A 12,973-nucleotide genomic window follows, 5' to 3' on the forward strand; every position below is an offset into this window, starting at 1 on the left:
CATGATATCTCGTCAGCAGCCCCTTTTCGGGGGCCGCTGCCTGCGAGTTTGCCTCCGGCGGGGATATTTCCAGCAAGAGGAAGAGAGGGGTCAGTCGTCGGGGCGGGCGAGCGTAAACGTGTTGTCCACGACCGAGTAGTCGCGATAGCCGAGCCGCGCCAGCGGGCGGAAGGTCGTGATGTCGAAGATTCCGTCTTTCAGGCAATCATCGCGCAGATGTATGCCCACGACTTCGCCATGCACCACATGGTTAAATTCGCCTTTGATCTTGATGATCTCGGTCACCCGGCACTCAAGGCTCGCAGGCGCACCGACAAGGCGGGGGCAGTCGATCGTCTCGCATTGTGCCGCTTCAAGCCCTGCACGTTCGAATTCGTCCACGTCCTTGTCAAACCCCGTCGTTGAGATGTTCATCGCATCGCGCATCGTCTCTTCGACCACGTTGATACAGAACACGCCCGTCGCCCGGATATTGGCGAGCGTGTCCTTGGTGCCGTCCTGATCGGGCTTGGCGCCGGTCGTCGCGAACATCACTTGCGGTGGCACATAAGCTGTGCCGTTGAAGAAGGAATAGGGTGCAAGATTGCGCAGGCCGTCCGCATCCTGCGTCGAGATCCACGCGATCGGGCGCGGTGTGATGAGGGCGTTGAACGGGTTATGTGGCAGGCCATGGCCGTCTTCTGGCTTGTAGAACATGTTTCGCGCTTTCCTATAGGTTTGCCCAAGACCTAGCGCCGTGCTAGGCGAAGAGCCACGAAAAAATGTGGGGCAGGGCGGGTGCTACGGCTGACAGAGGAAAGCGCGCAGGATTGGTGGGAGGTCGAGGCTCTCTATGACCTGTGCTTCGCGCCGGGGCGCGAGGCGCTCTCGTCCTATCGGCTACGTGATGGCGTGCCGCCGGTGCCGGAGCTCTGCCTTGTCGCGCGGGATGAGAGCGGCATTGTCGGTGGTGCAATCCGGTTTTGGCCGGTGCGCGTCGGCGACAGCGATGCACTTCTCCTAGGCCCTGTGGCAGTGCACCCGACCCGGCAAGGCGAAGGCCTCGGCGCGTTTCTCATCAATGAAAGCCTTGCACGGGCCGCGGAATTTGGCTGGGCGCGGGTCATGCTTGTCGGCGATGAGCCTTACTACAGCCGCTTCGGTTTTACCCGTCTCGAAGGTGTCGAAATGCCACCTCCGACCAATCCGGACCGCGTCTTGGGGCGCGCTCTTCTGGGGGGCGCTTGGGACGGTGTGCATGGCAAGGTGCGTTCGGTACTGATGGCGGACGCTTGACGGATCGCCTTGCCGTCCCAATCTATCTTGCATGGCAAAAACGCATTTTGATCTGCTCGATCCCGCCGCGGCGGTGGACCCTCAGGCCGAATTGGACCGGCTTTGCACGCGCTATCGCGAGGCCGGATCCTTTGGCCTTGACCTCCTGAATGCGCTGGGCCTGCAGGCGGAAGGGCTTTTTCAGCAGTTGCCACCACGATTGCGTGGACGGCTCGACGGGGCGACGGAGCGCGCCCTGAGCGAAGCGATGCGCCTCGCCCATGCCTCGCGCGGGGCGACATCCTGGGAGCCGGACTGGTTCAATCGCGTGCTGGCAGGGGCCCTTGGCGTTGCAGGAGGGCTCGGAGGGGCGCCCACGGCCTTGGCAGAAGTGCCTGTGACTGTCGTGGTGCTCCTGCGCGAAATCCAAGGCGAAGCTGCGCGGCTCGGCTTTGACCCGTCCTCGCAGAATGTCCATTTCGATTGTGTTCAAGTGTTCGGAGCCGCCGGGCCGATGGCGCAGGATGATGGTGCGGACCTTTCCTTCTTGGGCGCCCGCGTGGCGCTCGGCAGTGGCTCTATGCAAGCGCTAATCGCGCGTATCGCGCCGCGTCTGGCCTCTGTCCTTGGACAGAAGCTCGCGGCCCAGGCGGTCCCGCTTCTCGGGGCTGCGACGGGGGCCGCGATCAATAGCGCCTACCTCGGCTACTACCGGGATATGGCGCATGTGCATTTCGGTCTGCGCAAGCTGGCCATAGAGACAGAAATGCCCCATGACCAGCTTGTCGGCGCGTTCCGCCAGCGTGTTCTTCCCGCTGGCGAAACCTGAGGCCGCGTCACTTGAGGCGCGGTTTGGCGTCCACGTCGATCTTCGACATCTCGTCAAAGGTCTCGACGATGAGGAGGCCATCCCGCAGGTAGACACCGTCTTCGCCGCTGACATAGCCGTCTTTCTCGAGACGCTCCATATCACCGGTTTGCCCTTCAACAGAGGTCACGAAAATCAGATCTCGCGGAGTCTCCGGATAGGCGGGGCCACCGTTGTCGATGGCGCTGGCTGCGCCTGCCTGCGACGCAAGCAAGGTGAGGGCTGCAATAGGGATCATAAAACGAGTCATGACTGGTCTCCTTTCCATAGTCGGTTCGGATCGTCTCCGATCTGACTCTGATCTGTGCCACCTTCGGATTTTTTCCAAACACGCTCACTCACTGATATGTGTTCTCGAGTGCGTCAGGGCACGCGCGGCGTGCGCGCTGCCGCATGGCATTTCTTTCTGGAGCATGGGCAAAAAGAAACGGCCCGGGACGTGTCCCGAGCCGCGTTCCTGAGCGCTGGCACGACGAATACCGCGTCAGCGCACATGTGTGTGTCTTTGTGCACAAGCAGGTGACCGAGGCAGTGCTGCCTCGGGCCAGCTTAGGGCTGCGTCTCGCGACGTTAGCGGACGCGGGAGAAGCCGACACCTTCAAAGGTGGTGACGCTGACGGTCTTGGTTTCGTGGCCCAGAGCGGTGCGATCTTCGCCGCTGACATAGCCTTCAAGCGACACGGTTTCGCGGTCGCCAGTGGTGCTTGCGACCGAAGCGCCATAGAGCGAGTCGCGTGCGATGTTGGCGTCATTGGAGGAAACCATTGCGCCGGCCTGGGTTGCGAGGACGGTCAGGGCTGCGAGGGCGGTAAGAGTGCGTTTCATAGTGTATTTCCTTTCGTGTGTTGTGTTTGGGATCGTTTGTGATCTGCACCCTATCTGTGGGTCGCAATGCGAAGTTTCAAAACACGCTGAATCACTGAACTGTGTCAGAGATTGAGACCTTTTTTCCGGTCTTCGGGGGCTTGAAATGAGAGAAAATCGCGAAGATCGACAGGTGCGTTAACCGCCCTTCGTTTTTCAAGTCTTGGGGCTTCACACGGCCTTCACAGAGGCGTGCTCGAAGCGCGATGGATTACGTGAGAAAACCCGGCCAAGAACACACGCAAGCCGCACCACTTCGACATGGCGCGCGCGAACAATCGGATCGGATGGAAGGACAAAACGTCTTCGGAGACCGCGCTAGACGATGATCCCCTGCGCGGCGAGATAGTCTTTGACCGGCTTGCGCACGGATTGCTCGCCCTGGTCGCGCGCCTCGATGATGACTTGGCGCACCTCGGCAAGGTTCACCCGGCGGAACAGGTTCTTCACCGGCCCGATGGACGCAGGGCGCATCGACAGCGTGCGCAGCCCCATCGCTGCAAGGCATAGCGCCTCGAGCGGGCGCCCCGCATCCTCGCCGCAAAAGCTAAGCGGTGTCGCATTGTGATTGCAGCGCGCGACAATCCCCTCAAGGAATGTCAGGAAGCTGACGTTGAGTGTGTCATAGCGTTTGCGCACGCGTTCGTTTTCGCGGTCGGCGGCAAAGAAGAACTGTTTGAGGTCATTGCCCCCGATCGACAGGAACCCAACCTCGTCAAAGAACTTCTGCGGCGCAAAGCCAAGGCTCGGCGTCTCGAGCATCGCCCCGAGATCGAGCTTCTCGGGCAGGGGGTGGCCGAGCTTGCGTTCGCGCTCCTTGGCTTTCTCCATCTCCCAGACGGCGCGGGTATATTCTTCATACTGCGCGATGAAGGGGAACATGACAGAGAGGGGCCGCCCATTCGCCGCACGCAACAGCGCCTGAAGCTGCATACGCATCACGCCGGGCTTGTCGAGACCGACGCGGATCGCTCGCCAGCCGAGCGCCGGGTTCGGTTCATCCTCAGGCGTCATATAGGGAAGGACTTTGTCCGACCCGATATCGAGCGTGCGGAACACCACACGCTTGCCCTTGGCCGCGTCCATCACCCGCGCATAAAGCGCCGACAGTTCGGATCGTTTGGGCATTTGGCTGCGCACGAGGAACTGAAGCTCGGTGCGGAAAAGGCCAACGCCCTCCGCGCCTGACCCTTCGAGGCTCGGCAGGTCCGCCATCAGGCCAGCGTTCATGGTAAGTGACATGGTCACCCCGTCGAGCGTTGTCGCCGGCTTGTCGCGGATCGACGCATAGCGTTCCTGCGCTTCGGCTTGCATTGCGATCTTGTCGCGGAAGGCATTGACCACGGTTTCATCCGGACGCAGGTGCACGATCCCCTGATCGCCATCGACCATGATATGATCGCCATTGAGCGCCTCGGTGGTGATCCGGTCGGCATGGATGATGAGCGGAATCGCGAGCGCCCGTGCCACGATGGCCGCGTGCGAGCCGACCGAGCCTTCTTCAAGCACGATCCCGCGTAGTGACCGGCCATATTCAAGCAATTCGCCGGGGCCGATATTGCGCGCGACAAGGATTGGGTCGGCGGGAAGCTCCGCGCCCGTCTGTGCGCCTTGTCCGGTCAGGATACGCAGCAGGCGGTTCGACACATCATCAAGGTCATGCAGACGTTCGCGCAGGTAGGCATCCGTGACCTGTTCCATCCGCGCCCGTGCCGTGCTCTGTTCTTTCTCGACCGCCGCCTCGGCCGAAAGGCCGCGTGCGATGTCGCTCTGCATCCGCTTCATCCAACCCTTGGAGTTGGCGAACATGCGATAGGCTTCGAGTACCTGAAGCTGTTCTTTGTCTCCGCCCGCTGCGCCTTCGAGCATCTTGTCGACGCCGACGCGCAGCGTATCGACTGCCTCGTCAAGCCGCTTCAACTCGGTCTCGGGATCATCTGCGATCGGGTTCGTGACAACAACGCGCGGCTCGTGGAGCCAGACATGCCCCTCCGCCGTGCCTTCCTGCGCGCTGCCCGCCTTGATGAGAACCGACTGGCGGTGGCGGGCCTGCATCGCATCATGCTCACCGACGAAGGCACCAAGTTCTGTCATCTCGGCCAGGACCATCGCCACGACTTCGAGCGCATAAGTCTCATCCGCCGAGAAATCCCGCGCTTCTTTGGACTGCACGACAAGCACGCCAAGGTTCTCGCCAAGCCGCTGGATCGGCACGCCGCAGAACGAGGAATAAATCTCCTCGCCCGTCTCCGGCATGTAGCGAAAGCCTTTTTCCTTCGGCGCATCCGCTGTGTTGATGATATGCGAGGATTTCGCGACGCGCCCGACAAGGCCTTCGCCAACCCGCAGTCGTGTCTGGTGCACGGATTCTGCCTTGAGGCCTTCCGTGGCGCAAAGCTCGAGCGTCTCAGAGTCCCGGAAAAGGTAGATCGAGCACACTTCCGTCCCCATCGACGAGGCGATCAGGTGCGTGATCTTGTCGAGCCGTTCCTGCCCGGCGCTGTCCTCTGCGAGTGCTTCGCGCAGACGTCCCAGGAGCTTGCGGCTCTCGCTTTCCGTGCTTTCAGACATATGCGCCCATCAGTTGCAAATTCCGCTGACGACTGCGCATGACAAAGATGCAGCGCCGTCAGGCTGCTTTCTCAAGTTCGAACGCATCATGCAGGGCTTGGACCGCGAGTTCCATGTATTTTCGATCAATCAGCACGGAAATCTTGATTTCCGAGGTGGTGATGACCTTGATGTTGATGCCTTCATCGCTCAGCACCTTGAACATCTTGGCTGCAACCCCCGATTGAGAGCGCATGCCGATCCCGACCACAGAGACCTTGGCGACATCAAGCTCGGTGTCGAGGTCAGAGAAGTTCAGCCCGCCCGACGACTTCAACTCGCCAAGTGCCTTTTCCGCGCGGCCCACCTGATCGGTCGGCAGCGAAAAGGTCATATCCGTGCGCCCCTCTTCCGAGATATTCTGCACGATCATGTCGACATTGACGCCCGCGTCCGACAGGCATCCGAAGATGATCGAGGCGACGCCCGGACGGTCAGCGACCGAGATGAGGGTCATCTTGGCTTCGTCACGGCTAAAGGCGACACCGGCAACAACATTGGATTCCATGATTTCCTCCTCATCGCAAACGAGCGTGCCTGCCTCGTCGGATTGTTCCTCGAAAGAGCTGAGCACCCGCAGGCGCACCTTATAGCGCATGGCGAGTTCGACCGAGCGCGTCTGCAGAACCTTGGCGCCAAGAGAGGCCAGTTCAAGCATCTCTTCAAACGCGATCTTATCAAGTTTGCGCGCCTTGGCCGAGACACGCGGATCGGTGGTATAGACCCCATCCACATCCGTATAGATATCGCAGCGCTCCGCGCCAAAGGCGGCGGCAAAGGCCACGGCGGTCGTGTCCGACCCACCACGGCCAAGCGTGGTGATCCGTCCCTCGGGGCTGATCCCTTGGAACCCGGCAACCACAGCGACGCGCATACCTTCGTCGAATTTCGCGGTGATGTTGTCCGGCGAGATGTCCTCGATCCGCGCCTGGCTATGGGCCGAGGTTGTCTTGACCGGCACCTGCCAGCCCTGCCAGCTGCGCGCCGGAACGTCCATCTCCTGAAGCGTCAGCGCCATGAGGCCCGCCGTGACGTTCTCGCCCGAGGACACGACCGCATCGTATTCGCGCGCATCGAACAGGGGGGAGGTCTCGTTGACCCAGCCGACAAGCTCGTTGGTCTTGCCCGACATGGCCGACACGATGACGATCACGTCATAGCCCTTGGCCACTTCGACGCCCACACGTTTGGCGGCGCGCCGGATACGGTCGAGGTTCGCGACGGAGGTGCCTCCGAATTTCATCACGAGAACGGGCATGGGTCTTCCTTGGCCTTGAGTTGCGCGGGGTTTACGCGCAAGCCGCGCCTGAGGCAAGCGCACATGCGCGCCAAACCCCTATGATTGCGCTAAAAGTCGCATGCTCAGTAGGCAATCGGCGTCCCGTCATACGAGAGGAAACATCCGGTCGTCTCGAGTGAGAGTGCGTCGAACCGCGCTACAAGGCCATCCGCGCTCTCGTCGACGCCGATATCGGCCGCCGCGCCGCCCATATCCGTGGTGACCCAACCCGGATGATAGATTCCGACCGCAATCCCAATGTGGCGCAGATCCGCTGCAAGGTTCCGCCCAAGATTGAGAGTCGCCGCCTTGGAAGCGCGATAGATATAAGAGCCGCCGGGCGCGCGTTCGTCTGACGCCATGATGCTCGAGAGAATGGCGATCTTCGGCGCCTCGGCAAGTTGCAGGTTCGCCAGAAGGTTCTGCACCGTGAGGAACACGCCTGTGACATTCGCCGCCATCGTATCCGCCCACATCTGGGCTGGATACCCATCTGCAAGGCTCTCTCCCTTGTCAAGATAGACCCCCGCGTTGCACACCAAAAGATCCACCGGGCGGCTATCGAGAGCGCGGGTCAACCCGCTGAAGGAGGCTGGGTCCGTCACGTCGAGGGTCACGAATTCCCCGCCCTTGCGCGAGGTGCCCGTCACATCCGCGCCGCGTGCGCGATAGCGTTGGTCGAGCGCCTGGCCAATGCCCCGATTGGCGCCCGTAATCACGACTTGCATAGAGGTCTCCCGAAATTCAGTTGGATTTTCGCGTCGCGCGGAAAGGCAGGGGCGCAACCGGCACCCCTTCTTCGATCAGCGCCTTGGCGTCTTCGATCTTGGCCTCGCCATAGATCGCGCGTTCGGGTTTCGCCCCGAGGTGCATATCGCGCGCCTCCTTGACGAAATTCTTGCCGACGTAGTCGGAGTTCTCTTCGACGGTCTTCTTGAGCGCGGCCAATGCCTTCTCGGCCTCACTTGTCGGAGCGGCCAGCGGGCGGGCGTTCTCTTGCGTCGGCTGAGGTTGTTCAGGGGCTGCCGACTTGCGCGCGGGGCGCACGCGCGGTGCCATCATGGCTTTCTCCACCGCGCTATCGCCGCAGACGGCACACACAATCATGCCTGACGCCCGAAGCTTGTCAAAAGCGTCGGCCGACTGAAACCAGCTATCAAAGCGGTGATCCTGGCTGCATTTGAGAGTGTATTGGATCATCTCGTGTTTCCTGTGCCGGATCCTGTCCCGGCTGTGCCGGTTAAGATAGGTCGCGGCAGGACACCGTTCAAGCGAAAGCGCGCTACCGCAGGATGCGTGCGTCGAAATCCCGAAGCATCTTGGCAAGGTGCTTTTCGCGCACAAGCGAGGCTGCTTTCTTCGGGCTCATCCATTTCTGGCGCCGCTGTCCAGCCTCGGGAAAATCGGCCACGCATTTCCGCGCCTTGACCGGATAGACAGTGACAAGAACCGGCATCGGCATCAGGCCGCCACGCGTCTCGATCTCTTTGGTGTAGGAATAGAACCCGAGCGGAAAATCATGCACCTTGCCGCGGACCCCGGCTTCTTCCCATGCTTCCTGCGCCGCAGCCTGCGGTGCGGTAAAGCCCGACATGGGCCAGCCCTTGGGAATGATCCAGCGCTTGGTCTTGCGCGAGGTAATGAGCAACACCTGCGTCTTGCCATTGCGGATGCGATAGACAAGCGCCCCGAACTGCGAGCGCAAATCCGTCTTACGCGCTGCTCGAAGGTTGATCGGATGCTGCTTCGGTACGTGAATCGTCATAACCGCCGTGTTGTTCTGCTCGGCCAAGTTACTCTTGGTCTGAGACAAGGATACGACAGACGGTGCCACAACGCCAAAGGAATTGTCTCTTGTCCCCGGATCTGCGGTTCATGGGAAACCATGGGCCTGCTGTGCATAAGGGGGGGGTCAGATGGCGAATCACTTGGGCTTGAGGTCATGGGAAATCTCTGAAAAACAGCCGGAAAGACAAGATTGATGTCGGTCTGAGTAAGGGGATGTCGAAAAAATCAGGGAAAATATGGGTCGGCTTGGGTCTCCATGCTCTGCATCTATATGTCGCTTAAGTCGCGGTAAAAATATCTACATATTGTGTTGGATTGGAGCCATTTGGATACAGGATGTTGTTTTTCAGGATGTCTCTCGACAATATATAGTCTCGGTTGGCGCATATTTTTGTTGTTTCCCAAGAAATCCCATGTCATACCTGATGACACGATGAGGACGGGATCAAAGGGGCGATAAAGACCCCGAATAAGAACTCCCAAAGTCAGGTTTCATACAGGCACCCGCTTTCATCGAAACAAGAGATCCGGCGCGCGGGCGAGCAGACATCCCCCCAGGTGGCGCGCGCAGTCGGACACCCCGCAACGCGGGACGAGGGCGGCGGATAGGGCAGTGGCAGCAGCTCTATCCGCCGTTTCGTTTCCGGGATGCGAAACGTGAGGGGCAGGAAAGGCCAAACCGTGGCGCTGATGTTCATAGGCGAGAGCCGCAACAAGGTGGATACGAAGGGCCGGGTCTCGATCCCGGCCAAGTTCCGTCGTGTGCTCGAAGCTGGTGACCCGGAATGGAAGAACGGCGACAACCCCAATCTCTACATCGTCTACGGCGGCCCGAGCCGCGACTACCTCGAGTGTTTTACCGTCGAGGCCATGAATGATGTCTATGCCCGTATCAAGAAGATGGGGCGCGGCACCAAGCGCCGCATCGCGCTCTCACAGCTCTACATGACCCAGACCGCCGAGGCGAGCGTCGACGAAACGGGCCGCCTCGTGCTGCCCCGCGATCTGCGGGACAAAATCGACATCGACGGCATGGCGTTTTTCGCGGGCAAGGGCGACACCTTTGAAATCTGGCGCCCCGAGACATACGACGCCAACCAGATGGAACAGCTCGAAGCTGATGACGACTTCGATCCGGATGTGGATCCGTCCATCTATCTTGGTGGGGACGAGGGGATCTAAGGTATGTCGAACCGGCCCGACGCCCCCGCATCTGCACCCCATATTCCCGTTCTTCTTGCGCCTCTCCTCAAAGCCGTCGCGCCTGTGCAAGGCACGTGGCTCGATGGCACGTTTGGCGCCGGTGGGTACACGCGCGGCCTGCTTGAGGCCGGCGCGACCAAGGTCATCGGCGTGGATCGTGACCCTCTGGCCTTCGAAATGGCCGCCGATTGGGTCAGTGACTACGGCGACCGGATCGAGATGGTTGAGGGCGTGTTCTCTCGCATGGATGAATATGCGACTGGCCTTGATGGTGTGGTCCTCGATCTCGGTGTGAGCTCCATGCAACTCGACCTCGCCGAGCGCGGCTTCTCCTTCCTGCGCGACGGCCCGCTCGACATGCGCATGTCGCAGGATGGTCCCTCCGCCGCCGATCTGGTGAACGAGGCCGACGAGGCCGAACTGGCCGACATTATCTTTCACTACGGCGAGGAACGCGCCAGCCGCCGCATCGCCCGCGCCATTGTCCGCGCCCGCGCCGAGGCCCCGATTGCCACGACACTCGCGCTTGCTGAAATCGTGGAATCCTGCCTGCCGCGCCCCAAGCCGAACCAGTCCCACCCCGCGACCCGCACCTTCCAAGGCCTGCGCATCGCGGTGAATGACGAATATGGCGAGCTCTATCGCGGGTTGCAGGCCGCCGAGCGTGCACTTGCGCCGGGCGGCCTTCTGGCGGTCGTGACCTTTCATTCGATCGAGGACCGCATGGTTAAACGCTTCATGCAGTCCCGCGCCGGGCGCAAGGGCAACGTGAATCGCTACGCTCCTGAAATTGAACAAGAAAAACCCGCCTTCGAGCTGCTGACCCGCAAGGCCGTTGGCCCCGACGAGGACGAGCTTGCGATCAATCCGCGCTCGCGTTCGGCCAAGCTGCGCGTGGCGCGCCGCACTGATGCCCCGGCTGGCGAAATCGCCGCACGCGAAATCGGCATGCCCCAAACCCAACAGACGAAAGGACGACCCTGATGCGCTCAATGATCTTCCTTTTGACCGCGCTTGCCGTAATCGGCCTCGCCGTGTGGGCCTACCGTGAGAACTACCAGACCCAGGCCGTGATCAACGAGACCGAGCGCCTGCAGCGCGAGATCGGCACCGCCCGCGCGCGGCTCTCTGTGCTAAAGGCCGAATGGGCCTATCTCAACCGCCCTGGCCGACTGCGCGATCTGGCGGACATTAACTATGATCGTTTGCAACTTCTGCCGCTGACCCCGGATCAGTTCGGCCGCGTCGATCAGGTCGTCTATCCGCCGGTCAATTTCGACTTCAGCGGTGCCGTGGATGTCTCTTCTGATGGAGACGATCAATGACCCGCACCCCCTTGCGCCCCTTGGCCCGCATTCTCCCGGCGCGCGAGACGGGCGAGAACCCAGACGCGATCGAGCGTGAAAACATTCGCCTGCGCCACGAGGCCATGCGCCAGACGTCGCGTCTGCGTGCTGAGGGCCGCCTTCTGGTGCTTTCCGTGGTCTTCCTGTCGCTTTTTTCGGTGGTCGGCGCGCGCATGGCGATGCTCTCCTTCTCCGAGGCGCAAGAACCGCGCGCAACGGTGTCCGGTTCAATGATTACGTCCCAACGCGCTGATATCGTCGACCGTCGAGGCCGCATCCTTGCGACCAACCTCGAGACCTACTCGCTATATGCGCAACCGCACCACATGATCGACAAGGCCCATGTGGCCCGCGAACTGGTCAAGGTCTTTCCCGACCTCGACGAAGAGAAGCTGTTCAAACGCTTCTCCGGCAACCGCAAGTTCATGTGGATCAAGAAGAAACTCAGCCCCGAGCAAAAACAGGCCGTGCATGATATCGGCGATCCCGGTCTGATGTTCGGCCCGCGCGAGATGCGCCTTTATCCCAACGGCCACCTTGCGGCCCATGTCCTTGGCGGCGCGAGCTTCCGCAAGGAAGACGTGCGCGCTGCCGAACTCGCAGGTGTTGCCGGGGTTGAACGGCACTTCAACGACGTGCTGCGCGATCCGGCGAATGGCGACAAGGCTCTGACCCTGTCGCTCGACCTCACGGTGCAAGCCGCCGCCGAGCGTGTGCTCTACGGTGGGATGAAGCTGATGAACGCCAAAGGCGCGGCGGCGGTTCTCATGGATGCCCATACTGGCGAGGTGATCTCGCTCGTGAGCCTGCCTGACTTCGATCCGAACGACCGTCCGCGCCCCCCGACCGAAGGCAACGCCTCTGATAGCCCGCTTTTCAACCGCGCGGTGCAAGGGGTGTATGAACTCGGCTCCACCTTCAAAATTTTCACGGCCGCGCAGGCAATGGATCTCGGCCTCGCAAATCCCGAGACGATGATCGATACCAAGGGGCCACTGCGCTGGGGCAAGTTTCGCATCCGCGACTTCCACAACTATGGCTCCGAACTGTCGCTCACCAAGGTGATCGTGAAATCCTCCAACATCGGCACCGCTCGTCTCGCTCAACAGATCGGCGTCGCGCGGCAACAGGAATTCCTCGGCAATCTCGGCTTCCTCGAAGCAACGCCGCTTGAATTGGTCGAGGCGAGCGGCGGCACACCGCTTCTGCCGCCGAACTGGTCCGAACTCTCCGCGATGACGATCTCTTATGGCCACGGTCTCTCGTCGAGCCCACTGCACCTTGCCGCTGGCTACGCGGCGATTGCCAATGGCGGCAAGGCGATCAAGCCGACCCTCCTCAAGCGCAATGCCCCCCAGAACGGCCCGCGCGTCATGTCCGAAGCCGCCTCCCGCGCCGCGCGCAAGATGCTGCGGCAGGTGGTGACAGATGGCACCGCCTCCTTTGGCGAAGTGCCCGGCTATGCCGTCGGCGGCAAGACCGGCACCGCCGACAAGCCGAAAGAGCAGGGTGGTGGCTACTACGATGAAAAGGTGATCGCGACCTTCGCTTCGATCTTCCCCGCGCATGATCCCAAATACGTGCTCGTGGTGACGCTGGACGAGCCGGTTGAGACCTCCGGCCCCGAGCCGCGTCGCACCGCCGGATGGACCGCTGTGCCCGTTGCCGCCGAGATGATCCGCCGCGTCGCGCCGCTCCTTGGCCTGCGCCCCGAGATTGAACCCGCCTCGTTGGCTGATATAACCCTGACATCGAATTAAC

The 12,973-nt window shown here is 61.3% G+C and carries 14 protein-coding genes; 6 read left to right on the forward strand and 8 right to left on the reverse strand.

Annotated elements, in window-relative coordinates:
* Nucleotides 1–90: 90 nt before the first annotated feature.
* A complete protein-coding gene (locus R1W01_RS03150; RefSeq protein WP_297756350.1) occupies nucleotides 91–696 on the reverse strand; it encodes a flavin reductase family protein in 606 nt (201 codons plus the stop codon).
* A gap of 81 nt (nucleotides 697–777) precedes the next feature.
* Between R1W01_RS03150 and R1W01_RS03155 the strand changes: the two genes are divergently transcribed.
* Both R1W01_RS03155 and R1W01_RS03160 read left to right on the forward strand, forming a co-directional pair.
* Entirely contained in the window at nucleotides 778–1,275 is a 498-nt protein-coding gene (locus R1W01_RS03155; protein ID WP_243612254.1) for a GNAT family N-acetyltransferase, read from the forward strand.
* 31 nt (nucleotides 1,276–1,306) lie between these two features.
* On the forward strand, nucleotides 1,307–2,083 hold the full coding sequence (locus tag R1W01_RS03160; RefSeq protein ID WP_297756349.1) for an EcsC family protein: 777 nt from the start codon (nucleotides 1,307–1,309) through the stop codon (nucleotides 2,081–2,083).
* Between the two features lie 7 nt (nucleotides 2,084–2,090).
* Here R1W01_RS03160 and R1W01_RS03165 read toward each other — a convergent pair whose 3' ends face one another.
* From R1W01_RS03165 to R1W01_RS03195, 7 genes are all read right to left on the reverse strand, one after another.
* Nucleotides 2,091–2,372: a hypothetical protein gene (locus R1W01_RS03165; protein ID WP_297756348.1), complete on the reverse strand. Its 282-nt coding sequence runs from the start codon at nucleotides 2,370–2,372 to the stop codon at nucleotides 2,091–2,093.
* 320 nt (nucleotides 2,373–2,692) lie between these two features.
* Complete coding sequence (locus R1W01_RS03170) at nucleotides 2,693–2,947, reverse strand: hypothetical protein (RefSeq protein ID WP_243612257.1); 255 nt, start codon at nucleotides 2,945–2,947, stop codon at nucleotides 2,693–2,695.
* A 357-nt stretch (nucleotides 2,948–3,304) separates the two neighbouring features.
* Nucleotides 3,305–5,557 (reverse strand): phosphoenolpyruvate--protein phosphotransferase, encoded by a 2,253-nt coding sequence (gene ptsP / locus R1W01_RS03175; RefSeq protein ID WP_297756347.1) that lies wholly within the window; start codon nucleotides 5,555–5,557, stop codon nucleotides 3,305–3,307.
* Nucleotides 5,558–5,615: 58 nt separating this feature from the next.
* On the reverse strand, nucleotides 5,616–6,854 hold the full coding sequence (locus R1W01_RS03180) for an aspartate kinase (protein WP_297756346.1): 1,239 nt from the start codon (nucleotides 6,852–6,854) through the stop codon (nucleotides 5,616–5,618).
* Nucleotides 6,855–6,958: 104 nt separating this feature from the next.
* Nucleotides 6,959–7,603 carry an SDR family NAD(P)-dependent oxidoreductase gene (locus tag R1W01_RS03185; protein ID WP_297756345.1) on the reverse strand — a complete coding sequence of 215 codons (645 nt, stop codon included), beginning with the start codon at nucleotides 7,601–7,603 and terminating at the stop codon, nucleotides 6,959–6,961.
* Between the two features lie 16 nt (nucleotides 7,604–7,619).
* On the reverse strand, nucleotides 7,620–8,075 hold the full coding sequence (locus R1W01_RS03190) for a DUF1178 family protein (protein ID WP_243612261.1): 456 nt from the start codon (nucleotides 8,073–8,075) through the stop codon (nucleotides 7,620–7,622).
* An 82-nt stretch (nucleotides 8,076–8,157) separates the two neighbouring features.
* A complete protein-coding gene (locus R1W01_RS03195; protein ID WP_297756344.1) occupies nucleotides 8,158–8,640 on the reverse strand; it encodes an NUDIX hydrolase in 483 nt (160 codons plus the stop codon).
* A gap of 713 nt (nucleotides 8,641–9,353) precedes the next feature.
* Here R1W01_RS03195 and mraZ point away from each other — a divergent pair.
* The 4 genes from mraZ to R1W01_RS03215 are packed head-to-tail and all read left to right on the forward strand — an operon-like array spanning nucleotide 9,354 to nucleotide 12,972.
* Nucleotides 9,354–9,845, forward strand: a complete 492-nt coding sequence (gene mraZ, locus R1W01_RS03200) for a division/cell wall cluster transcriptional repressor MraZ (RefSeq protein ID WP_279391749.1) — start codon at nucleotides 9,354–9,356, stop codon at nucleotides 9,843–9,845.
* 3 nt (nucleotides 9,846–9,848) lie between these two features.
* Nucleotides 9,849–10,850: a 16S rRNA (cytosine(1402)-N(4))-methyltransferase RsmH gene (gene rsmH / locus R1W01_RS03205; protein WP_297756343.1), complete on the forward strand. Its 1,002-nt coding sequence runs from the start codon at nucleotides 9,849–9,851 to the stop codon at nucleotides 10,848–10,850.
* Nucleotides 10,850–11,191: a cell division protein FtsL gene (locus R1W01_RS03210; protein WP_243612265.1), complete on the forward strand. Its 342-nt coding sequence runs from the start codon at nucleotides 10,850–10,852 to the stop codon at nucleotides 11,189–11,191. The genes rsmH and R1W01_RS03210 overlap by 1 nt, the downstream gene beginning before the upstream one ends.
* Complete coding sequence (locus R1W01_RS03215; protein WP_243612266.1) at nucleotides 11,188–12,972, forward strand: peptidoglycan D,D-transpeptidase FtsI family protein; 1,785 nt, start codon at nucleotides 11,188–11,190, stop codon at nucleotides 12,970–12,972. The genes R1W01_RS03210 and R1W01_RS03215 overlap by 4 nt, the downstream gene beginning before the upstream one ends.
* Nucleotide 12,973 lies beyond the last annotated feature (1 nt).

This window comes from Shimia sp. FJ5 (assembly GCF_032918335.1).
GTDB classification, from domain to species: domain Bacteria; phylum Pseudomonadota; class Alphaproteobacteria; order Rhodobacterales; family Rhodobacteraceae; genus Shimia; species Shimia aestuarii_A.

Excerpts from the sequence above, each read along its gene's own strand:
- R1W01_RS03150 (WP_297756350.1), bottom strand. The coding sequence starts at position 696 with ATGTTCTACAAGCCAGAAGACGGCCATGGCCTGCCACATAACCCGTTC.
- R1W01_RS03160 (WP_297756349.1), top strand. The coding sequence starts at position 1,307 with ATGGCAAAAACGCATTTTGATCTGCTCGATCCCGCCGCGGCGGTGGAC.
- R1W01_RS03165 (WP_297756348.1), bottom strand. The coding sequence starts at position 2,372 with ATGACTCGTTTTATGATCCCTATTGCAGCCCTCACCTTGCTTGCGTCG.
- R1W01_RS03170 (WP_243612257.1), bottom strand. The coding sequence starts at position 2,947 with ATGAAACGCACTCTTACCGCCCTCGCAGCCCTGACCGTCCTCGCAACC.
- ptsP (WP_297756347.1), bottom strand. The coding sequence starts at position 5,557 with ATGTCTGAAAGCACGGAAAGCGAGAGCCGCAAGCTCCTGGGACGTCTG.
- R1W01_RS03180 (WP_297756346.1), bottom strand. The coding sequence starts at position 6,854 with ATGCCCGTTCTCGTGATGAAATTCGGAGGCACCTCCGTCGCGAACCTC.
- R1W01_RS03185 (WP_297756345.1), bottom strand. The coding sequence starts at position 7,603 with ATGCAAGTCGTGATTACGGGCGCCAATCGGGGCATTGGCCAGGCGCTC.
- R1W01_RS03190 (WP_243612261.1), bottom strand. The coding sequence starts at position 8,075 with ATGATCCAATACACTCTCAAATGCAGCCAGGATCACCGCTTTGATAGC.
- R1W01_RS03195 (WP_297756344.1), bottom strand. The coding sequence starts at position 8,640 with ATGACGATTCACGTACCGAAGCAGCATCCGATCAACCTTCGAGCAGCG.
- mraZ (WP_279391749.1), top strand. The coding sequence starts at position 9,354 with ATGTTCATAGGCGAGAGCCGCAACAAGGTGGATACGAAGGGCCGGGTC.
- rsmH (WP_297756343.1), top strand. The coding sequence starts at position 9,849 with ATGTCGAACCGGCCCGACGCCCCCGCATCTGCACCCCATATTCCCGTT.
- R1W01_RS03210 (WP_243612265.1), top strand. The coding sequence starts at position 10,850 with ATGCGCTCAATGATCTTCCTTTTGACCGCGCTTGCCGTAATCGGCCTC.
- R1W01_RS03215 (WP_243612266.1), top strand. The coding sequence starts at position 11,188 with ATGACCCGCACCCCCTTGCGCCCCTTGGCCCGCATTCTCCCGGCGCGC.